Below are 20652 nucleotides of genomic sequence, written 5' to 3'. Positions count from 1 at the left end.
CCCCCGGAGCCCAGCCAAAGGCCACTCGTCGCGAATTGGTCCTGTCAGGCCGCTGTTTGGGACACCTACCGTCGGCCCATGCGCATCAGAATCGTCGACGCCTTCACCGATCGTCCCTTCGCCGGCAACCCCGCGGGCGTCCTGCTACTGGACACGGACACCTTCCCCGAAGACCGGTGGCTGCAGCAGCTCGCCGCCGAGGTGGGCCTTCCAGAGACAGCATTCGCGCACCGTCTTGCCGAACATCCCGATGCCGACTGGGCGTTGCGCTGGTTCACTCCCACCACCGAGGTGAACATGTGCGGCCATGCCACCCTGGCCACCGCACACGTACTCCACTCCACCGGCGCGGCCGCCGGCACAATCCGCTTCACTACGCGCAGCGGCACCCTCCGCGCGGTCGGCGCCGACGACGGCACCATCACGCTGGACTTCCCCACCGCCCCGCTCCGTGCCATCACACCACCCGCCGAGATCTCCGCCGCGATCGGCGCGGATGTGCTGTCCGTCCACGAGACCGGACCGGACGCCGGTGAGCCGCTGGTCGAGGTGGCCGACGAGCAGACGGTCCGTCGGCTTGCCCCCGACCTTGCCTCCGTGGCGGCACTGCCCTGGCGCGGTGGCCTGATCGTCACCGCCCGCGCCGAAAACCCTGCCGCCGAATACGACTTCGTCTCGCGCTGCTTCTTCCCCGGCATCGGCATCGACGAGGACCCCGTGACCGGCGGCGCCCACACCGCACTGGCTCCCTTCTGGTCCGCCCGGCTCGGCACCACCACCCTTACCGGCCTCCAGGCATCTGCCCGCAGCGGCCTGGTACGCACCGAACTGCGCGGCGAACGGACCCTGTTGCGCGGCAGTGCGGTCACCGTCATCGACGGCGAACTACTCACCACGCCATAGCCCGGCCCCCGTCCCGGAGTCATACCTGTCCACCGGTCCCCAGTAGCCTGCCGAGCGTGCTCCCGGTAGTTCAAGGACGCTGGTACCGGGTGCTGACACGCGGCCGGACGGGTGGAGCAAGACCGAGGCCAGGAGGTCCCACGTAGAGGCCCATGACTACCCCCCTGGAGCGCATGCACACCCCAGCCGCATCCTCGAACACGGCGGCTTCACCCCCGCCACTCCAGAGAACCTGCCGCCCACGCCGCCCTTCGCCCTTCCGCCCCGCGGCCCCGGTCCGTGGCTCCGGCGTCGAACGTGGCCGAGGTACGGGCCTGGGCCCGCGGGGCGGGGCATGGACGTACCACCGCGCGGCAGACTCCGCGCAGAGATCTGGGACGCCTGGCACGCCACCCACCCGGCAACGAGCGGGCATGACACCCGCCTCACCACATAGCCGGTCAACCGAGGTCGACAAACCGGCGATCATCAAAATGAGGAGGGTTACCTCAGGGGACGATCACGCGGACCCTACACGCATGTAGATTCCGCGATTCGGTGAACGCTGTCAGTGGATCATGAGCGCCGTCGGAGCAAAATCCAGGTGATCACGAGCATCGGCGACGCTCAGTAGCTGTCATGTCTGGGATTGTGTGCTTTGTACGGACCGTACAGGTGCTCCGTACCGTCGCCAGTGTGCGATCTTGCCCGGGGTGTCCCGGGACCCAAGTCGGAGCCATTGCCGGATCGCGGCGGCGAGGACTGCGAGCTGTGATCGATACGTCTCGCTGGGTTGCCGCCTTGGGCCGGTGGGCCGACCTGCGCACACTGGAACTGTGCACGAAATGATCGTCGGCGAGATGGCGGAGCGTGAGGATCTGCTCGCTGCTGCCGTCGTCGAAGCCGTCGAAAGAACCGGCGCGTATGCCGGGAGCGTCTTTCTCCGCTCCCACGACCGTCGGTCTCTCGTACTCGCCGCGACGTGCGGGGTGCCACCTTCTCTGCTCGGTGGCTGGCATCTCATTCCGGTGAGCAGTCCCATCCCGGTCGCCGCAGCCTACAGCTCCGGGCGCACGGTCCACCTGACCGACGCCGACGCGACGATGCGCCGGTTTCCTCAGCTCGCGGTAGCTCTGCCGTACGCCTTCGGCTCCTGCTCCGTGCCGGTAGGCGCAGGTGAGGAGACCTTCGGGGCGCTGGCGATCGTCTGGGCGGCGTCACCCGGCAGCGAAGGGCTGTCCAAGGCCCAGCGCCGCCTCGTGCGGACCATCGCCAAACGGCTCGGTGCCGCCCTCGCCGATCTCCGCGCCCGTACCGGCGATGCCGTCGAGTGCACCCCGCAGACGATTCCCGTCGAAACCCCAGCTCCCCCGGCACCGGCTGTGAGGGCCGGCCTGTTCGACTGGGACCTCGGCACCGGCACCCTCACCGTGGACGACGAGCTCTGCGCGATCTTCGGTCTCGCCCCCCGTGCTTTCGACGGACGAGCCGAAACGCTGGCTTCCTGCTTGCACCCCGGCGACCGCGCCGCCCTTCGAGCGGCCGCCCGCACGGCAGCCGCCGGGGGCCGGATCAAAGCGCGGCCCCTGCGCATACGGGATCGCAGGGTCGGCGGCGAGGGGTACCGCACGGTCGAGTTGTGGGGCCGCGCACCAAAGGCCGACGACGCACGGGCCCGCACCCACCTGGTCGGCACCGTCGTCGACGCGCAGGCCGGCAGCGCGGCCGTCGCCGCGGTCGAACGGCTGCGGGACGGGGTGTTCTCCCTCGCCCCCGACGGGCGGGTCACCTACGCCAACCACAGCGCCCTGCAGCTGCTGGGCGTGCGCGGCGGTGAGTTGTTGGGTCGGTTCCTCTCGGACGTGCTGCCGTGGCTGTCCGATCCCGACGTCGAGTACCGGCACCGGTCCGCGATGATCTCGCAGGCGCCGGTCTCCTTCCTGGCCTGCCGACCGCCCGACCGGTGGCTCGCCTTCTCCCTCCATCCGGAAGCGGACGGAGTAACCGGCCGGGTGGTGCCCTCCGGTCATCCGCCCTCGACCTCAACGCCAGCTTCCTCGGCCGAGACAGCAACCGCTGCCACACCGGCGCGCCTGGGCGTCATGTACCACGTCCTGCAGCTGGGCAGCGCGCTGACTGAGGCGGTCACCGCTCGCGAAGTCTGCGAAGTCATCTCCGACCAGCTCCTACCAGCCTTCGGAGGCCAGCAGCTGGCGATCTACGTGGTCCGCGACGGAACGATGCATCTGCTCTATCACACCGGCCACCACGAGGACTTCCTCGACTGGCTGGAGGGTGTACCGCTGCATGCATGCCTGCCTGGTACGGAGACTCTGACCTCCGGCGCTCCGCTCTTCATCGAGTCGCAGCAGGACCTCTCCCGGGGCTACCCGGGCATCCCCACGGGCGAAGTGAGCTCTTGGGCGTATCTGCCGCTGATAGCCTCCAGCCACCCTGTCGGCACCTGCGTCCTCGGCTTCGACGAGATCCACCGATTCACGCAGAAGGACCGTGGCGTCCTCACCGCACTGGCCGGACTGATCGCCCAGGCCCTGGACCGAGCACGGCTCTACGATTCGGAGTTCGCCCTTGCGCGCGGCCTGCAGCAGGCGCTCCTGCCGCACCGGCTGCCAGTAGTCCCGGGTATGCGCACCGTCGCGCGCTATCTGCCCGGCACCAGCGGAATGGACATCGGTGGCGACTGGTACGACGTAATCCCCACCGCTAGAGGGGTCTGTCTTGTCATCGGAGACGTGGAGGGGCACAGCATCGCCGCCGCGGCCACCATGGCCCAGATGCGCAGCGCCGTACGGGCCTTCGCCGCAGTAGGCCACACGCCTGGCGATGTGATGGCGGGCGCCAACCGGACCCTCATCGACCTCGACCCCGGCCTGCTGGCCAGCTGCTGCTACATCCACCTCGAACCGCACGGCCACCACGCCTACGCCGTCACCGCCGGCCACCCCCCACCCCTGCTTCGCCGACCCGACGCGACGACCAACGCCCTTGAACTGGACGTCGGCCCACTCCTCGGTGTGGATCAGGCAAGCGCGTATCCAGCAACCCGGATCGATCTCCCGCCAGGCTCCGTCCTCGCCCTCTACACCGACGGACTGGTCGAGGAACGCGGCACTGACATCAACGTGGGGATCGACGGCCTACGAGCATCTCTGGCCCACGCGCCTGCAGACTCACTGGACGAACTCGCCGACCGCCTTCTGCACAACGCCCGGGGCTCCCCGCACCGAGCCGACGACATCGCCCTACTGCTCGCCGAGTACGGTTGAGCAGCAGGACATCAAACTCGGCGCCTGGATCGGCAACCAACGCTGTCGTGGACGGAGTTCCGACCGAGTTCAAGACCCTGGACCCCAGTGCAGCCCCGAACTCAGTGAAGAACACCCTGAACACGGCCAAGAAGCAGGCACGTGATGCTGTGGTCGACGCACGGGCCAGCGGGCTCGACGAGAGTGGGGGCGCGAGGGATTGGAGAAGTTCCTGCGTAACAATCCTCCTGGGCGCATGAATTCTGTCCGGATCATTGGCAATGGTTACGATGTTCGATGGCCTTAGGAGTCTCCGTGAGTGAATATCGCTACATCTTCATTCGTCCCGGATTTCCCCGGGATCAACTCATCCGCGATGCTGCGGCAACCTGCGGCGCTGAAATAAGGCCTGTGGATTCCGAGTTCGTCGACTATACGGCGAACCTGGGGTATGCGGCGGTCGAGGTCGAGTTCACCCATGAGTACGAAGAGGACCATGACTCGCTGTTCGCCGTCCGGGACTTCAACTCGAACCTGGAACGTCAGGAGGCCACTGCGCGAAGAATCTTCAAGAACCTCGCCGCACTCGACCGCTACGAACTGCTTCTCGTACGCGGCCTGCAAGAGCGACTTGCGTCGTCCGGGCCCACGCCTCAGTGAGGCAGGCGGGTTATCCGTCGAGGGGACCACCGCATCCGGGCGGTACGGAACCCCGAAGAGCTCTGGCTCTGGGCGACCAGGTGATCACCGGCCGATTGTCAGAGGGCGGTGGCATCGTTGGTCGGGGAGGTGATGATCAGGAACTACTCCATCGAGTGCCACGGCAGGGACGAGGCCGACCACGCAACCTGCCGCGCTGCACCAGGCGGACGTTGATCGTCGACTGCCCCGAGTCCTCGCCGAGAGCTTCCTCGCGGAAACAGCCGACCAGTTGCGTCACCGGACGCAACAACTCACGGGCAAGTTCTGAGACGTCGGTTCATCACTGACCACGGGGATCACCATCGCCAGAGGACTTCCATCAGAACGGTCGCGGCCCTCGACGCCGATCACGCGGGGCACCCGCCCGGCGGGCAACGGGATGCGCAGCAGGGCACGCAGGGCCGTGTGACGAGACAGGCCCACCGCGAGTATCACCAGCAATCGCGCTCCCGCCCGGCCCGCTAACTCCTTGACCGCAGCCTTGACTTGCCTGGTCAGGCGGGCCGTGCGTCGCTCGTATCGCTACAGGACTCCGGGCACCTGCTCGCGGAAGGTGTGGCGGCAGCCGCGCGTGGGACACACCAGGCGCCGGACCCCACGCGGACCACCACCCGGCGCCCGTCGACCGGTACGTCGGCCACCGTCCGCCAGTGATAGCCGTGCACGCGATCCGACGATGCCCCGCACACCGGACGGACCGCGGCGTCCTCCGGAGTCCGTGCCCGCACCACGACTCGCCCACCCTCGTCACCCACATCCTCGGTGACCAGCGTAGACAGCCCTGAAAACACCGTCTGCACAAGCTCGTTGACATCATTCACATGGATGTCAACGACCCTCATCACCCTCCGTCACCACCGAATGCGAGACAGTGCCGTTGACCGTACAGACTCTCGCGGGCGTCCGGCGCCGCGACTTACGATGATCTGATGTTAACGTTCACCGATGTCATTCTCGACTGCCCCGCCCCCTGGAAGTTGGCCGAGTTCTATGCCGAGCTGCTGGGCTGGGAGATCAACACCGACATCAGCCAGAAGGACTGGGTCAACCTGCGCAACGACGGCGTCGAGCTGTCGTTTCAGCGGGTGGAGAACTACCAGTGAGGCTCAACCTCGGGAGTGGACACCAGCTTTCATGCGACGAGTGACAGCGTACGTGATGAGATCAGCTGTTGCTCGAACTCGACTGACGTGAGGTAGCCGAGGGCGGAGTGGCGGCGGCGCCGGTTGTAGTAAGCCAGCCAGCGGAACAGCTCCAGCCGTGTCTGCGCCTTCGAGGTGAGGCGTCGCCCGCGGAGCAACTCCCGTTTCAGGCCCTGGAAGAACGACTCGGCCAGGGCATTGTCGTAACTTGAGCCGACGCGGCCCATGCTGCGGCGGATGCCGTGCCGGACGCAGACCTCGGCGTAGGCCGCCGCCGTATATTGCGCGCCCCTGTCCGTGTGAAACACAACGCCGTCGACCTGGCCGCCGCGGGTGCAGACCGCCATTTCGATCGCGTCGGTGACGAGCTGGGTGCGCATGTGGTCGGCGATGGACCAGCCGATCACGCGGCGCGAGCAGATGTCGATGACCGTGGCCAGATACAGCCACGTCGAGCCGACGGCGATATAGGTGATGTCGCCGCACCACCGGGTGTTCAAGGTCTTCGCGGTGAAGTCGCGCATGAGCAGGTCCGGTGCGGGAGGGGCCGTCTTGTCCGCGATCGTGGTGCGCTTGGTGCGGCGCAGGTGACGGCCGACGATTTGGTGGATGCGCATCAGGCGCGTGACGCGCTTGCGATTGATCTTCCGACCCCGCGAGCGGAGTTCGGCATGGACCTCGCGGATCTCGGCGACCGCGGCGGCCTGCTCGGCCTGGCGCGCAGCGCGGGCCTGCGTGGTGGCCTGATGCCGGTAGTAGCCGGAGCGGGAGACGCCGAGGACCTGGCATATCCGCTTCACGCCGAAGCCGGCACGGTGGTCGGAGATGAAGTCCCAGCGGCGGGGGCTCACTTCACCTCCCGAGCGAAATAGGCGGCTGCCCGGCACAAGATCTCCCGCTCCAGCTGCCACTCTTTCTCCGCCTTCAGCAGCCGCTGGTTCTCGGCTCGCAGCCGGGCGAGCTCCTCGGCCGGACTCTGCACGCTGCTGTCTGACGGCTCGGGCGCGGACCGAACGATGTCTTTGCGGACCCACGTGCGCAGCGTCTCCCCGGTGATCCCGAGATCCGCGGCCACCGCCGCGTACGTGCGCTTGCCGCCGGACGCGCGGTACAGCGCGACGGCATCCTTCCGGAACTCCTCCCGGTACGGAGACTGGCGTCCCACCTGGACATCCCTCCCTGGACCATCAAGATCCATTGTCAGGGTGTCCACCCCAAAGGATCAGCCTCAACGGGTACGTCCGCCCGGGCAAGGTCAACATCCGGGTACAGATCGACGGCGGCACCGCAGGCGACCCCTCGGGCACACAGGCCATGCTCGCCGCGACGCTCAAGCCCCTTCAGCAACTGCAGGACGGCAAAGCCGCCACCACGACCGCCCCTGACGAACAGGCCGCGGCCCGGCAGTAGCGGAACAGAGATCTGCGTAGCCCCGGGCATGACGACAGACGAACGCCCAATCGCAGCAGTGCAGGAAACGGTCCGGGCGGTGAACGCGATCTACCAGGCGGCCGCCGGAATTCCCGACCAGAACTGCACGATCCTGTCCACGTCGACCGCCTGAACGTGGATCTCCACGCCTTGCCCTCTTGTAGACGAGACGAAGCCCCCGCCGGCCTCATGGGTCGAGCGGGGGCTCCTTTCACGCTGCGAGACGTTCCAGGACCCAGGTGACTGCCAGCGACGCCAGCTCCTGCGCCTGCTCCTCACCGAAGTTCTCCGGCAGCGGCTCCCGCTCGTCCGCGACGTCGCCGATCACGAATGCCGTCTCCCAGCGTCGGCCGACCGCCGAGAAAGCAACCTGGATCGGCCAGCAGGTTCCGTCGGCCTCGACGTCGGTGACGGTGACAACGCCCCACGTCGGATCGGTCACCATGCGACCTTCCAGGGCGACGGCAGTACGCCGGGCTGCGTCCGCGCTGGAGAACGTCACCGACACAGCGTACGGCTCAGCAGCGCTTGGCGACACCGGGATGAGACTCGTGATAGGCGGTGATGATGCCCTTGATCCCAGTCGAGCCGTAGTTCAGGTACGAGACGACGACGCGGTACTGGCCCGACTCGCACGGCGGCAGGTCCTTCAGGACGAAGACCTGAGTGTTGGCGTCCTGCTGCCAGGTGGAGGTGTAGTGGGCGAGGGTGTTGGTGATCTCCTCGTCCACGAAGGGCTCCCAGTGCTTGGCGCGGATTTTGTTGAAGCCGAATCCCTGGCCCCTGGCGTTGACCTGACCGCAGCGCAGCGGGACGCGGGCGAAGGGGACGTGGGCCGTGTACCACTTGACGATGTGCCCCTTGTCCTTGCCCTTGCAGGCGTTGGGGCTCAGGGCGGCGGGGCGCGCCAAGACGTCACGGCCGCCGTCGTTGGCCGACGCCGTGGCAGCCGGGGCTAACAGTGCCACCGTGGCGAGCAGCGGGAACAGAACACGTGCCTTCACTTTTCCTCCTGAGAAAAATCGAACGCATGTTTTACTGCCACCCATCCTCAGGAGGTCCACAGGCGTCACACAAGATCCGTGGCGCGAACTTTCCGTAGTTTGTCCGGTTCCTTGCCGTATAGCCATCGTGATCTTCTACGTCACAGTGCGTGCTCGATCGCGTTAAAAAAGTCGGCATCGGTTCGGTTTCCCGCTGTCACTCAGTAAGTTCCGCACAACGGGGAATCTTCGCTCCTGCGGCACGGCGGCCGTCAGGGTGGCCAGCTCTGCGCGGGCGGTCGCCGCCGACGGCGGCGCAGGGGCTCGGCAACGCCGCGACAAACTCACCGAACCTCAACGGGCCGCACCCACCGAACTCGGAGTTGAGTGGGCCTAGTAGGGCTTGGTCATCTTCACTCCTGAGTGGCGTGTCTGTTGCCTCGTGGGTGGCGTTGTCGTGGTGTGACACCTGAGGAGATGACCGAGGCCCGGGGGGGACCTGGAGGCGTTCGCGGCGGAGTTGTTCGACGGGTTCTTCCGTGCGGACCAGCGGCGGTGGGGACAGGCGTATGTGCGAGGGCTGCTGCTGGACGGGCGGCGTAAGTCGGTGGAGCCGATGGCAGCCCGCCTCGGCGAGGACGGCAACCGGCAGGCGCTGGCGCACTTCATCACCTCCAGCCCGTGGGATGCGGCCCATGTGCGGGCCCGGCTGGCCTGGAGGATGCACGAGGCGATCGGTCCGGAGGCGCTGATCGTTGACGACACCGGCTTCCTCAAGGACGGGGACGCGTCTGCGTGTGTGTCGCGGCAGTACACCGGCACCGCGGGCAAGGTCACCAACTGCCAGGTGGGAGTGTCGCTGCACCTGGCCCGTGAGCAGGCCTCGGCCGCAGTGAACTGGCGGCTGTTCGTGCCCGCTTCATGGGATCCGGCCTCTGGACAGGCGGATGCGGCCAAGGTCGCCCGCCGCGGCCGTTGCGGCATCCCCGCCCAGGTGGGGCATGTGGAGAAGTGGCAGCTGGCCCTGGACATGATCGACGAAACCCGGTCGTGGGGCGTCGATGTCCCCTTGGTCGTGGCGGATGCCGGATACGGCGATGCCGCCGCCTTCCGTCTGGGGCTGGAGGAACGCAGCCTGCCCTATGCGGTCGGGATCTCCTGCCGCCACACCGCCCATCCGGCCGACGCCCGGCCCGTCCAGCCCCCCTACGCGGGCACCGGCCGGCCACCGAAAGCGCAGTACCCCGACCCTGCGCAGACGGTGAAAGACCTGGTCATCGCGGCAGGCCGGGCGGCTGCACGGCCGGTTTCCTGGCGGGTAGGCTCCCGGCCGGGCACGGGCCGAAACGGCTTCAAGCGCATGTACTCGCGGTTCGTCGCCCTCAGGGTCCGGCCCGCCGGACGGGGCCTACGCAAGACCACGGACGCTCCCGAGCTGCCTGAACGCTGGCTGCTGGCCGAATGGCCCGCCACCGAGAGCGAGCCGGTGCAGTTCTGGCTGTCCAGCCTGCCCTCCGGCATGCCACTGGCCACCCTGGTGCGGCTGACCAAGCTGCGCTGGCGCATCGAGCACGACTACCGGGAGATGAAACAGGCCCTGGGACTTGCCCACTTCGAAGGCCGCACCTGGGGCGGCTGGCACCACCATGTCACCCTCGTCTCCGCCGCCCATGCCTTCTGCACCCTCAGGCGCATGGCTCGCGCCCCAAAAGACACAGCGGCGGTCTGAGTCTCTACCAGATCGTCCGTGAACTGCAGACACTCCTCGCCCTCTGGACCGGCGCCTGCCCCACCTGCCGCCGCGACATACCCGCACCGATAGCAAGATGACCAAGCCCTACTAGCGACACTGGCCGGCCTCGCGCGCCGCTGTCCGACGGTTCCGCTGGTGATCAGCCAGCTCGGCGGCGCGCACTGGCTGACCGCCATCGAGTTGGTCCGGGACACGCCGAACATGTTCCTGGAGCTGTCGACCGCCAACATCATCTTCGCCATCCGACTGGCGATCACCGAGGTGCCCGACCGCACGATGTTCGGCTCGGACGCCCCCTACGGCGACCCCGCCCTTTCCCGTATGACCGTCGAACGGCTGCCCCGCCCAGGGGCACTACGTGATCGCGTCCTCGGCGGCAGCCTCGCCGAGCTGCCCGAACTCTGACTGCACGCACCGCTGACTGACACTGTTACCCTCTGTGGCCCCACCACATCAAGTGGATCAGAGCCGAACTCAGCGGCCGCCAGCGGGGCAAACTCCTGGCCGCCTACGGGGAGTTCCACACGGCCGTTGACACCCTGGCGGTTCCTTCGCAAGCTCCGCTGCCCGACCACCCGCATCACGAGCCTCGTTCAGTCTGTCCTCACCCTGCATCTGGGCAGCTCAGAGTGAAGATGGAAAAGAATCAACGCCCACATCCGCAGGAGTGCGTCCGACACGCTTGGCAAGGCCCAGTAAGCCCCGCGTCGGAAAGCTGTAACTTCGCCGCCGCGCTTCGGGGCCGTCCGAACAGTGGTCGTGTCCCATGGAGGTGTCCAAAGTGGATCAAGATCTCAGTTCGGTCCGGACGGTCGTCATGTGATGCTGGCGCCATGACCGATCAACGCGAGGTTGTCGTCACCCGCTGGCCAGGTCGGGCTGCCTCCGCTGAGGGCGAGCTGGCCGGGTTGTTGGCGGCTTACCACCTGCGGACGCAGGCCGAGAAGGGTGAGACCGTTGCCGATGCGGACGGGTTGCCGGACCGCTACCGGGCGGAGGTCTTGGACCCACTGGCCGCGTTCGTCGACGGTGTCGTGCTCGTGGCCCTGAGCGGCGACACCGCCGTGGGCTGCCTCGTAGTCACCGCACCCGTCGGCAGGCGGTGCGAGGTCAAGAGGCTCTGGACGGACCCGGCCTTCCGGGGCCGGGGCATCGCGTCCGCTCTGGTCAGCGCCGGGCTTGCGCATGCGAGGGAAAGCGGCGTACGCACCGTGCAACTGTCGGTATGGAAATGGCGAACAGGCGCCATCGCCCTGTACGAGCGGCTCGGCTTCACTGTTGTCGAATCGTGGGACGAGCGGGATCAACTGGCATGCATGGAGCGCGCCGTGTGAGTGGTCATCGTCCCCTCGCTCGCGGGGGTAGCGCGACGGGAGTACTGACGCCCCACGACCCGGACCGGTCGTCCCCGCGCCCGCGGGGGTAGCAGTTCAGGAATCCGCCGATGGTGTTGACTTCGATCTCGGCTTGTGGGTCCTCCGGAAACGGGCCGGTTCCGGTCGTTCCCTGCACCTGCACCCGAGCCCCCGCTCCGTGGAGGTTCACGAGATGTAAGGGCTCCGTCATGGCGCTGCACGATCTTTCACGTTGAGCGGGTACAAGCGGTGCAACGTCAGGCGATTCCGGTGGTGCCGAGGCCGGCGTCGCGGGCCTCGGCGACGGCGGCGGCCCGGTCGCGGACCTGCAGCTTGCCCAGGATGGCTGAGACGTGGTTGCGGACCGTCTTTTCGGACAGGACGAGCCGCCGGGCTATCTCGTGATTGCCGCAGCCGGCTGCGACGAGATCCAGGATGTCCCGTTCCCGGTCGGTTAGTTGCGGGAAGACACGGGCGACGTAGTCGCGGTGGGCGCCGGTGAAGAACTCGACAATCCGGCAGGCGACGGGATCTCCGTAGATCGCGTCGCCGCTGGCCACGGCGAGGATGGCGCGGACGATCTCGGTGGTGTCGGCGCCCTTTGAGGAGGTAACCGCGGGCGCCGGCACGCAGGGCGCCGAACAGCGCCTTGTCGTCCTCGTGCATGGTGAGGACCAGCACGCCCGTTCCGGGATGCCTGACGAGGAGGGCGCGAGTGGCGGCGACTCCGTCGAGGCCCGGCATGGCCAGGTCGGTGAGGACCACGTCGGGTGTGGTGCGGTCGGCAACGGCCAGCAGCTCGTCGCCAGTTGTCGCTTCGCCGACGACCTCGACCTCTTCGTGCGCGGCGAGAGCTGCGCGCAGCCCGAACAGGAACATGGGGTGGTCGTCGGCGATGACCACCGGGCCGGGGCACGTTCGGTCATGGCTCCTCCAGTGGCAGGGTGATGGTGACGGTGGTGCCGTGTGGCCCCGTCTCGATGGCGAAGGTGCCGCCGAGCGCCTGGGCCCGGCGGCGCATGGAAGCCAGTCCCACCCCGGCTGGGGTCCCGTCGGCGATGCCCAGGCCGTCATCGCGGACAGCGATGCGCAGCGACCGGCCGCAGGGTGCCAGAGTGATCCCGCACCGGTGTGCGGAGGCATGGCGGACGATGTTCGTGAGGGCCTCGGTGACGACGCGGTAGGCCGTGGCCTCCATATCGGGTGACAGCGTCGCCGCGTGCCGGTGGATCGCCTCGCCCAGCTTCACGGTGTCCAGGATGGTGGGGCGCAGGCCGTCGATGATGCGTCGGATCTCGGCGACGGAGGTGGCGACCTCGTCGCGGATACGGTCCAGCAGCGGGGCACATCCGGCGGTGTCACCGGTGGCCAGGGCGTGTGAGGCGGCTTGCAGCCCCAGGGCCATGCCGGACAGTGACGGCCCCAGCCCATCGTGCAGGTCGTGGTGGAGCCGGTCGCGTTCGGCCCGGGTGGCCGCCACCACGCGGTCGCGTTGGGCCTCAAGCAACTCCGTGAGTTCGAGGGCGCGCACGAGCACGGCGACCTGGGCCGCCATCGCGGCCAGCAGGCGGACGTCGGCCTCGGCGTAGGTGTCGGCCAGGTCGCGGTGGGCCACCCGCAGGGTGCCGACGTCGCGCCTGCCGACCTGCAGCGCCACGGTGTGGCCGATGGACTGTGCCGTTCCCCAGGAGCCGAGCACCCTGCCGTCGGGCGCCGTGACCATGGCCCCAGGGGCGCGTACGGCGTCGGCGACGGCGTGCAGCGCGGTCGGCAGAAGGTCGGGCTCACCGGCCACGGCCACCTGGTCGCCGAGCCGGGCGAGTGCACCCAGCGGGTCCCGGCGGGCGCCGTACACCAGACGGTCCGCGGCCAGTTGCAGGCGGGCGCGGGCGGGGGTGAGCACCACGGCCACCAGGGCAGCCGCCAGCACGCCGGGCAGCGGGCTTTGGTCCAGAGCCGAACCGGCCAGCGCCGTCACCGCGAGGTACATCGTCATCACCACGCCGGTGAGGGAGCCGTAGACCACACTGCGGCGAAGCACCGTCTCGATGCCGAGCAGCCGGTGGCGCAGCACCCCGACCGCCACCACCACCGGTACCAGATACACGCACACCGCCAGGGTGGGTCAACGGCATCGACCTGGTGATGCTGGACGCGGACGTCGCTGGCTGCGTGACGACCTGGTGCAACAACGGCGGGTTTCTCGACGCGGAGCGCCTACGGATACTGCGCGACTGCATCACCGAACTCGACAAGGTCCTGCCCCTCCTCATGAACGCGGAGGAACTTCGCTACTACAAGCGCCTGCACCGACTGGCGACGATCACCTCACGGATCGACCCACGCCTCACCAAATGACACGATGTCTTTACTCCAACGCCACACGTGGCAACGTCGACGTGGTGCTGCGGGTGGACCGCGCCCCGATCTGACGGCCGGTCGACGCCGGCCGGCGTCGGGCCCAACAGGAAGAGGGCAGTCGCGCTCCGGCCGTAGTGCGCTGCGAGCGGCAGCTCGTGGCGGGCGGCGTCTTCGGGGATGGAGTTTGGCTCCCCCCAGAATGCCACGCCGCGCCGAGCTGCGGGTGGCTGCGGCGCCGAGGCCAGGTGGAGCAGGCGGGAGGCGCCGGTCCAGGCGAGGAAGGCCCCGGGGACTCGGGTGAGGCCAGCCCCGAGAAACACCAAACCAGAGCGCGAGAATCCGGTTCGGCATGCAGAATGGCAGTGTCGCCTTGAGCGGGCCTTGTGTAATGCAGGGATGCCGTGCCTTCGCCGTTGCCGCCCTTGTTCCTCCCGCGGCAGCGAAGTGCCCTTTGATCACACCGGCCGAGGACGGAAACCGGGCCGAAGACGGATACCGGGCCGAAGGGAATGCCATGACCGGACCATCAGAGATACCGGAGCCGACGGCACGCCGCACGAACTCCAGACCGAGTCGCCGTGATTTCCTCAACAAGTCTTTCGGCATCACCGCAGCACTCGCGGCCTTCTCCGTCGGGCTCCCGCCCGGTCGCGCCGTCGCCTCGACCGACGCCCCCGGAGGAGCCGTCGGGGCTCTCCATTCCCCCCTCATCCAGCCGTGGGTCGCCCGGCACAACCTGTCCGCGACCCAATATGAAGAGGAGGCCAAGCGGCTCAAGACGGAGGGTTACCGGCTCCTCGACCTCTGCGGCTACCAGGTCGGCAACGAGGCCCGGTACGCAGCGATCTGGGAGAAGCGAGCAGGGTTCGAGCAAGTGTCGAACCACGCGGTGAGCTACAGCCAGTACGGGAGACACTTCGACGCGTACCAGGGCTCCTTCCGGCTCGTCCGGCTCAATGGTTACAACATCGCCGGGGAGGTGTTCTTCGCCACGATCTGGGAAGCAACGCAGTCGGGACCCAGGTGGTGGTCCGAGGCGTCTTCCGCCCCCACCTGGTGGTCGAGGCACGAAGTCAAGCAGTCCGAACTGCAGGCCGTCTTCAACGCCCGCGACGGTGCGGGCGACCGGATGGTGGACATCAGCGCGTACCCCGGTCCGGGCTTCCTTGGCACGCAGTTCGCCATGATCTGGGAACCGGCCAGAGGGCAGCACTGGGGTTGGATTCCGCCGCGGGTGGCCGAGTACTACCAGCGGGACTTCGCAAAGGCCGTGGCGCAGGACTACCGGCCGGCCCGTGTCAGTGCGTTCCTCCCCAGTGGCTCGGGGCAGACCGCTTATTTCACTGCCGTCCTAGAGAAGTCCGTGAAGTGCCCCTTCTACGCCCGGCACGGCATCAGTTCCGCCATGTACCAGCACGAGGTCGATCACCAGGGGAGAACGTACCGGCCGGTCTTCGTCGGCGGATTCACGGCCGACTACGGGGGCGGCAGGAACGCCACACAGGGGTTCAGTCCGGTCTGGCGAAGGTGCGAGGCCGACAGCGTGGTGCCGCCCCTGACGCAGGCGTACATGGAGAAGTTCTCCGTCCCCGGGCTGTCGTTGGCGTTCGCCCAGCAGGGCAGGCTGCTCTACGCCGGAGGGTTCGGCCTCGCGGACAAGGAGACGGGTGAAAGGGTGACGACCTCCAGCCTCTTCCGGATCGCCAGCCTCAGCAAGCAGATCACCTCCGCGGCCATCCTGCGGCTGGTCGAACAGGGAAGAATCCGCATATCAGACACAGTCTTCGGACGCAGCGGAATCCTCGGAACGACATACGGCACTCCGTCCTACGGTGCTGGCGTCGAAAGCATCACGGTCCAGAACCTGCTCGAACACACAGCCGGCCCGGGCTGGAGCCACGACGATCCCGACCCGATGGCCCAGCAACCGGGGCTGGACCAGGAGCAGCTCATCTCCTGGGTGCTCGACAACCGCCCTCTGAACAATGCCGGAGGCGCCCCGGGAACCGAGTTCGCGTACTCCAACTTCGGCTACGTCGTCCTGGGGCGGATCATCGAGCGGGTCACCACCCAGTCCTACGAGGCGTACGTTAGGCAGGAGATCCTGGCCCCCTGCGGAATCAGCCGGATGTTCCTGGCCGGTAACACTCGCGCGGACAAGCGCGCTGGAGAGGTCACGTACTACGGCCAGGCCGGGGAGGACCCGTACGGCATGCAGTTGACCCGGAAGGATGCCGAGGGAGGCTGGTTGGCCACCCCGGTTGACCTGATGCGCTTCGTCACGCGGGTGGACGGATTCCCCGAGAGACCCGACATCCTAAACCAGGCATCCGTCACCACGATGACCACACCCTCCACGGCCAAGGGCGCCAACGGCTACGCGAAAGGCTGGGGCACGGACTCCGCCACCCAGACCTGGTGGCACCTCGGAGAACTTCCGGGAACCAGCTCCGTCGTGGCGCGCACCAGGCACGGCATCTGCTGGGCTGCCGTCGTCAACACCAGGAAGTCGGACAAGGACGAGTCAAACGCGGACAAGAACACCGCCGCCGGCCTCTACAAGATGATGTGGGACATACACAGCCAGGTGGACGCCTGGACCGGGGAAGGCATCCTCTGATGCACCGCCCTGCACTGTAGACGGGCGGGGGATGTGCGGATGCGGGGGCGGGCGGCCATCGCCCTCGGGTACGACGTGCAGCAGCTGCTTAGTTAATCCGGCTCCTCTGATGAGCGAGGGACCGTCAGTCGATCCCATGTGCGACCTGCACGCGTGCCAACTGTCCAGGCCACCTTGACCCGGCACGTCGCCGAGCCAGAGTCCCTACCGAGCCCGGAACGGTTGTACGTGTTGCGCTCCACAGTGGGCCTGGAACCGTGGGGCGAGGAGGAATGGTCACGGGTGGAGGCACTCGTACCGGAGGTGATCAGGAGTTCCGTGACGGGTCATGGCTGTCACAGATCCGGGCGAGCAGCGGCCCCGCCCGAAACGAGCCGGTCGTGGTCCGTGTCCTGGCCCACCAGCTCAAGAGCCAGGTCAGTAAGGACACAGCTGACGGCTACCGGCTTGTCACCACCCTGCTGGACGCCCGACGCGATCCGGCCCGGCACCTGGCCGCGATCTACCACGAACGCTGGGAGGTCGAGTCCGTCTTTGCCGAGATCAAGACTCATCAGCGCGGCGCCCGTGTCGTACTGAGCCGCAAGACCCCGATGGTGTCCGTCAGCAGATCTGGGCGCATCTGCTGGTCCAGCATGCCCTGCGCGAACTCATACTAGAACGGCCGCGACCCGTGGCCTGGACCCCCATCGGGTCTCCTTCACGGAAACCCTGCGCTGCGCCCGGCGCAGCGTGACCGTCACGCCGGGCAGCTTTCCGCCTGAGATCCTGGTCAGGGCCTTGGTGAAACGCAAGATGTCCGACTACCGGCTCAAACGGGCTGAACACTATGCCTGGTCAGAACCCACCCGCACCGGCACGCAAGCCATCCTCATCACAAGACCCCCAACCCGCAGGCCCGTAACGCAACGACATTGCCCCTAAACCCCTCTAAATCAAATGAAACGAACAACCGAGAAGCAACCCGCAGTCAGTGGCTCGCCGCCGTCGCCTGCCGTGCGGCCGGGGCCGCTTCGCGTCGGTTGTCGGTGCTGAGTGCGTGCAGGATCTCCTCCACGCTCTGTTTGGCGTCGCCGAAGAGCATGCTGCTGTTCTCGCGGAAGAAGAGGGGGTTCTGCACGCCTGCGTAGCCGGAGGCCATGGAGCGCTTGAAGACGATGACCTGCTCGGCTTCCCAAACTCGCAGCACCGGCATGCCGGCGATCGGGCTGCCCGGGTCCTCGGTAGCGGCGGGGTTCACGGTGTCGTTCGCGCCGATGACCAGCACGACCGAGGTATCGGTGAAGTCGCCGTTGACCTCGTCCATCTCCAGGACGATGTCGTAGGGCACCTTCGCCTCGGCCAGCAGCACGTTCATGTGCCCGGGCAGGCGCCCGGCGACGGGATGGACGCCGAAGCGGACCTCGACACCCCGCTCGCGCAGTTGCCGCGTCAGCTCCGCGACCGGGTGCTGGGCCTGGGCGACGGCCATGCCGTAACCGGGCGTAATGATCACCGAGCGGGCCTGAGCCAGCATCTCGGCCACCTCCACGACCCGCACCTCGCGGTGCTCGCCGTGGTCCTCCTCACGGCCGGACGGCGCCTCGATGCCGAAACCGCCCGCGATGACGGAGATGAAGGACCGGTTCATCGCCTTGCACATGATGTACGACAGGTAGGCGCCGGAGGAGCCCACCAGCGCGCCGGTGACGATGAGCAGGTTGTTGTCGAGCAGGAAGCCGGCCGCGGCCGCGGCCCAGCCCGAGTAGCTGTTCAGCATGGAGACGACGACCGGCATGTCGCCGCCGCCGATCGAGGCGACCAGGTGCCAGCCGAGCGCCAGCGCCAGCGCGGTCACCGCGATCATCAGGGGCTGGTTCGGGCTGATCGTGAACCAGATGGTCAACGCGACGAACCCCGCCAGCCCGCCGAGGTTCAGCGCGTTCTTGCCCGGCAGCATCAAGGGACGGGACTTGATGCGCGCCGAGAGCTTCAGGAACGCGACGATCGAGCCGGTGAACGTGACCGCGCCGATGAAGATCCCGATGAACACCTCGGCGTGGTGGATGCCCAGCAGGTCGGCGCCGATCCGGGTCTGCGCCGCGTGGTGGGACTCCACCTCCAGGTAGCTGTTCCAGCCCACCAGTACCGCAGCGAGGCCGACGAAGCTGTGCAGGACAGCGATCAGTTCGGGCATCTGCGTCATCTCGACGCGGCGGGCCCGCCACAGGCCCATCGCCGCGCCGAGCGCCATCGCCAGCACGATCAGCGCGACCGCTCCGGCGGTGATGCTCTGCGCCGCCATCACGATGGTGGCGACCAGGGCGAGGGCCATGCCGGCGATGCCGTAGACGACGCCGGCGCGGGAGGTGCGGTGCTGCGACAGGCCGGCCAGGCTGAGGATGAACAACAGGGCGGCGACCAGGTCGGCAGCGTGTGAAGCCGTCAGATAGGTCATCTCGGCTCAGCCTTTCGAGAACATGGACAGCATGCGGCGGGTGACGGCGAAACCTCCGAAGATGTTGACGCTCGTCAGCAGGATCGCCACGAAGGACAGCGTGGTGACGATCCAGCTCTCGTGCCCGATCTGCAGCAAGGCGCCGATCACGACGATCCCGGAGATTGCGTTGGTCACCGACATCAGCGGGGTGTGCAGCGCATGATGCACCTTACCGATGACGTAGTAGCCGATCACCACCGCCAGCGCGAACACGGTGAAGTTGCCCGCGAGTTGCGCGGGAGCGAAGGCCACCAGCAAGAACATCGCTAGCATCCCGAGCCCGATCAGGCCGAAGCGCCACGCAGGCGTCAGCTTCGACTGCTTCGGTTCGGGCGCTTCGGTGGCGGGAGCGGGCTGAACGGCGGGCGCGGCCGAGACCGCGACGGGCGGCGGCGGCCAGGTGACGTCGCCGTCGCGCACCACGGTCACCGCCCGCTGCACAACGTCGTCGAAGTCGACCGTCAGCTGCCCGTCCTTGCCGGGAGTGAGCAGCTTCAGCAGGTTCACCAGGTTGGTGCCGAACAGCTGCGAGGCCTGGGCCGGGAGCCGGGAGGACAGGTCGGTGTAGCCGATGACGGTGACGCCGTTGTCGGTCACCACCGTCCGCCCCGGCACGGTCCCCTCGACGTTGCCGCCCATCGCGGCGGCCATGTCGACGACGACGCTGCCCGGCTTCATGACGGCCACGTCCTCTGCCGTCAGCAGGCGCGGCGCCGGCCGGCCCGGGATCAGCGCGGTGGTGATCACGATGTCCACGTCCTCGGCCTGCGCGCGGTAGAGCTCGGCCGCGGCGCGGTCGTAGTCGGCGGAGGTCGCCTTGGCATAGCCGTCGGTACTCGCCTCCTGAGCGGCTTCCACCGGCAGGTACTCGCCGCCCAGCGACTTCACCTGGTCCGCGACCTCCGGCCGCGGGTCGGTGGCGCGCACGATCGCGCCGAGACTGGAAGCGGCGCCGATCGCCGCGAGACCGGCCACACCCGCGCCGGCCACCAGCACCTTCGCCGGAGGCACCTTGCCCGCCGCGGTGACCTGGCCGGTGAAGAACCGTCCGAAGGCGTGCGCGGCCTCGATGACCGCGCGGTAGCCGGCGATGTTCGCCATCGAGGACAGCACGTCCATCGACTGCGCCCGCGAGATACGCGGCACCGCGTCCAGAGCCAGGGCGTTCACCCCGGCGTCGGCGAGCGCCCGGAGCAGCTCGGGCTTTTGCGCCGGGGTCAGCAGGGCGACCACGGTCGCGCCCCTTCGCAACCGGCAGATTTCCGCGTTGGAGGGGGCGTTCACCTTCAGGACGACATCCGCGTCCCAGGCCTCGCCGATCCCCGCGCCGGCATCGGCGTACACCTGGTCACCGAAGCCGGAGGCCTCACCGGCCCCGGACTCTACGACGACCTCGTAGCCGAGGCCCAGCAGCAGCCGTACCGTCGCCGGGGTCGCCGCGACCCGCGTCTCCCCGGAGACGGACTCGGCCACCACGCCGATGCACCGGGGAGGATGGTGTGAGGGTTCTTGAGCAGACATGTCCTGTATCTCTCGTCAGAGGAAGGTGCGAAAGGGAAATCTGCGCTCAGGGAAGTTACGACGTCCTCCCCCGTGATCGCTGGAACCTAACCCGTCAGACGGGTGCGGGCCAACGCGAGCGGACGGTGACGTGCTTCACCTTGCGGTACCGGCCGAG

At 67.8% G+C, this 20652-nt stretch carries 18 protein-coding genes and 4 pseudogenes; 13 read left to right on the top strand and 9 right to left on the bottom strand.

What is annotated here, in order from left to right; all coding sequences use genetic code 11:
* Positions 1–78 precede the first annotated feature (78 nt).
* The 4 genes from N8I87_RS41525 to N8I87_RS41515 all read left to right on the top strand — a co-directional run bounded on the left by N8I87_RS41525 (position 79) and on the right by N8I87_RS41515 (position 4808).
* The gene (locus N8I87_RS41525) at positions 79–903 is read left to right on the top strand and encodes a PhzF family phenazine biosynthesis protein (protein WP_263216094.1); all 825 of its coding nucleotides are present in this window, start codon (positions 79–81) and stop codon (positions 901–903) included.
* A gap of 824 nt (positions 904–1727) precedes the next feature.
* Positions 1728–4169 carry a SpoIIE family protein phosphatase gene (locus tag N8I87_RS41520; RefSeq protein WP_263216956.1) on the top strand — a complete coding sequence of 814 codons (2442 nt, stop codon included), beginning with the start codon at positions 1728–1730 and terminating at the stop codon, positions 4167–4169.
* A 47-nt stretch (positions 4170–4216) separates the two neighbouring features.
* Entirely contained in the window at positions 4217–4408 is a 192-nt protein-coding gene (locus tag N8I87_RS44615; protein ID WP_411577353.1) for a CdiA C-terminal domain-containing protein, read from the top strand.
* A 55-nt stretch (positions 4409–4463) separates the two neighbouring features.
* Complete coding sequence (locus tag N8I87_RS41515) at positions 4464–4808, top strand: hypothetical protein (RefSeq protein ID WP_263216092.1); 345 nt, start codon at positions 4464–4466, stop codon at positions 4806–4808.
* Positions 4809–5186: 378 nt separating this feature from the next.
* On the opposite strand, the pseudogene N8I87_RS41510 reads toward N8I87_RS41515, so the two are convergent.
* A pseudogene (locus N8I87_RS41510) lies at positions 5187–5692 on the bottom strand (transposase family protein); the annotation flags it as partial.
* An 87-nt stretch (positions 5693–5779) separates the two neighbouring features.
* Here N8I87_RS41510 and N8I87_RS41505 point away from each other — a divergent pair.
* Positions 5780–5953: a VOC family protein gene (locus N8I87_RS41505; RefSeq protein WP_263216090.1), complete on the top strand. Its 174-nt coding sequence runs from the start codon at positions 5780–5782 to the stop codon at positions 5951–5953.
* A gap of 29 nt (positions 5954–5982) precedes the next feature.
* Here N8I87_RS41505 and N8I87_RS41500 read toward each other — a convergent pair.
* A protein-coding gene (locus N8I87_RS41500; RefSeq protein WP_263216954.1) for an IS3 family transposase occupies positions 5983–7157 on the bottom strand; the annotation gives its coding sequence in 2 pieces (ribosomal slippage) (positions 5983–6905 and positions 6905–7157; 1176 coding nt in all).
* 32 nt (positions 7158–7189) lie between these two features.
* On the opposite strand from N8I87_RS41500, the gene N8I87_RS41495 reads away from it, so the two are divergent.
* The gene (locus tag N8I87_RS41495; RefSeq protein WP_263216088.1) at positions 7190–7402 is read left to right on the top strand and encodes a hypothetical protein; all 213 of its coding nucleotides are present in this window, start codon (positions 7190–7192) and stop codon (positions 7400–7402) included.
* Between the two features lie 232 nt (positions 7403–7634).
* On the opposite strand, the gene N8I87_RS41490 is transcribed toward N8I87_RS41495, so the two are convergent.
* Positions 7635–7925 (bottom strand): hypothetical protein, encoded by a 291-nt coding sequence (locus N8I87_RS41490; RefSeq protein WP_263216087.1) that lies wholly within the window; start codon positions 7923–7925, stop codon positions 7635–7637.
* A gap of 16 nt (positions 7926–7941) precedes the next feature.
* Positions 7942–8427 (bottom strand): hypothetical protein, encoded by a 486-nt coding sequence (locus N8I87_RS41485; RefSeq protein ID WP_263216086.1) that lies wholly within the window; start codon positions 8425–8427, stop codon positions 7942–7944.
* A gap of 478 nt (positions 8428–8905) precedes the next feature.
* Here N8I87_RS41485 and N8I87_RS41480 point away from each other — a divergent pair, with 478 nt between their 5' ends.
* The 4 genes and pseudogenes from N8I87_RS41480 to N8I87_RS41465 all read left to right on the top strand — a co-directional run bounded on the left by N8I87_RS41480 (position 8906) and on the right by N8I87_RS41465 (position 11493).
* Complete coding sequence (locus N8I87_RS41480; RefSeq protein ID WP_263216952.1) at positions 8906–10135, top strand: IS701 family transposase; 1230 nt, start codon at positions 8906–8908, stop codon at positions 10133–10135.
* Positions 10136–10249: 114 nt separating this feature from the next.
* A pseudogene (locus tag N8I87_RS41475) lies at positions 10250–10564 on the top strand (amidohydrolase family protein); the annotation flags it as partial.
* Positions 10565–10690: 126 nt separating this feature from the next.
* Positions 10691–10792: pseudogene (locus N8I87_RS41470) on the top strand (IS5/IS1182 family transposase); the annotation flags it as partial.
* A 200-nt stretch (positions 10793–10992) separates the two neighbouring features.
* Positions 10993–11493, top strand: coding sequence for a GNAT family N-acetyltransferase (locus tag N8I87_RS41465; RefSeq protein ID WP_263216084.1), 501 nt, complete (start codon positions 10993–10995; stop codon positions 11491–11493).
* Between the two features lie 278 nt (positions 11494–11771).
* Here the strand turns inward: N8I87_RS41465 and N8I87_RS44190 are convergent, their stop codons facing one another.
* From N8I87_RS44190 to N8I87_RS41455, 3 genes and pseudogenes are all read right to left on the bottom strand, one after another.
* The gene (locus tag N8I87_RS44190; RefSeq protein WP_317633544.1) at positions 11772–12074 is read right to left on the bottom strand and encodes a helix-turn-helix domain-containing protein; all 303 of its coding nucleotides are present in this window, start codon (positions 12072–12074) and stop codon (positions 11772–11774) included.
* Between the two features lie 97 nt (positions 12075–12171).
* Positions 12172–12393: pseudogene (locus tag N8I87_RS44185) on the bottom strand (response regulator); the annotation flags it as partial.
* A gap of 43 nt (positions 12394–12436) precedes the next feature.
* Positions 12437–13621, bottom strand: a complete 1185-nt coding sequence (locus tag N8I87_RS41455; protein WP_263216083.1) for a sensor histidine kinase — start codon at positions 13619–13621, stop codon at positions 12437–12439.
* A 38-nt stretch (positions 13622–13659) separates the two neighbouring features.
* Between N8I87_RS41455 and N8I87_RS41450 the strand changes: the two genes are divergently transcribed.
* The 3 genes from N8I87_RS41450 to N8I87_RS41440 all read left to right on the top strand — a co-directional run bounded on the left by N8I87_RS41450 (position 13660) and on the right by N8I87_RS41440 (position 17154).
* Positions 13660–13872, top strand: a complete 213-nt coding sequence (locus N8I87_RS41450) for a hypothetical protein (RefSeq protein WP_263216082.1) — start codon at positions 13660–13662, stop codon at positions 13870–13872.
* 517 nt (positions 13873–14389) lie between these two features.
* On the top strand, positions 14390–16495 hold the full coding sequence (locus N8I87_RS41445; RefSeq protein ID WP_263216081.1) for a serine hydrolase: 2106 nt from the start codon (positions 14390–14392) through the stop codon (positions 16493–16495).
* 380 nt (positions 16496–16875) lie between these two features.
* The gene (locus N8I87_RS41440; protein WP_263216080.1) at positions 16876–17154 is read left to right on the top strand and encodes a transposase; all 279 of its coding nucleotides are present in this window, start codon (positions 16876–16878) and stop codon (positions 17152–17154) included.
* A gap of 311 nt (positions 17155–17465) precedes the next feature.
* On the opposite strand, the gene pntB is transcribed toward N8I87_RS41440, so the two are convergent.
* Complete coding sequence (gene pntB, locus N8I87_RS41435; RefSeq protein WP_263216079.1) at positions 17466–18932, bottom strand: Re/Si-specific NAD(P)(+) transhydrogenase subunit beta; 1467 nt, start codon at positions 18930–18932, stop codon at positions 17466–17468.
* 6 nt (positions 18933–18938) lie between these two features.
* Positions 18939–20495: a Re/Si-specific NAD(P)(+) transhydrogenase subunit alpha gene (locus tag N8I87_RS41430; RefSeq protein WP_263216078.1), complete on the bottom strand. Its 1557-nt coding sequence runs from the start codon at positions 20493–20495 to the stop codon at positions 18939–18941.
* Positions 20496–20652: the final 157 nt, after the last annotated feature.

Origin of the sequence: Streptomyces sp. HUAS 15-9, assembly GCF_025642155.1 — a bacterium.
Classification (GTDB): Bacteria; Actinomycetota; Actinomycetes; order Streptomycetales; family Streptomycetaceae; genus Streptomyces.
Note: the sequence above shows the minus strand (reverse complement) of the source record. Positions and strands in the feature narration are given on the sequence as shown.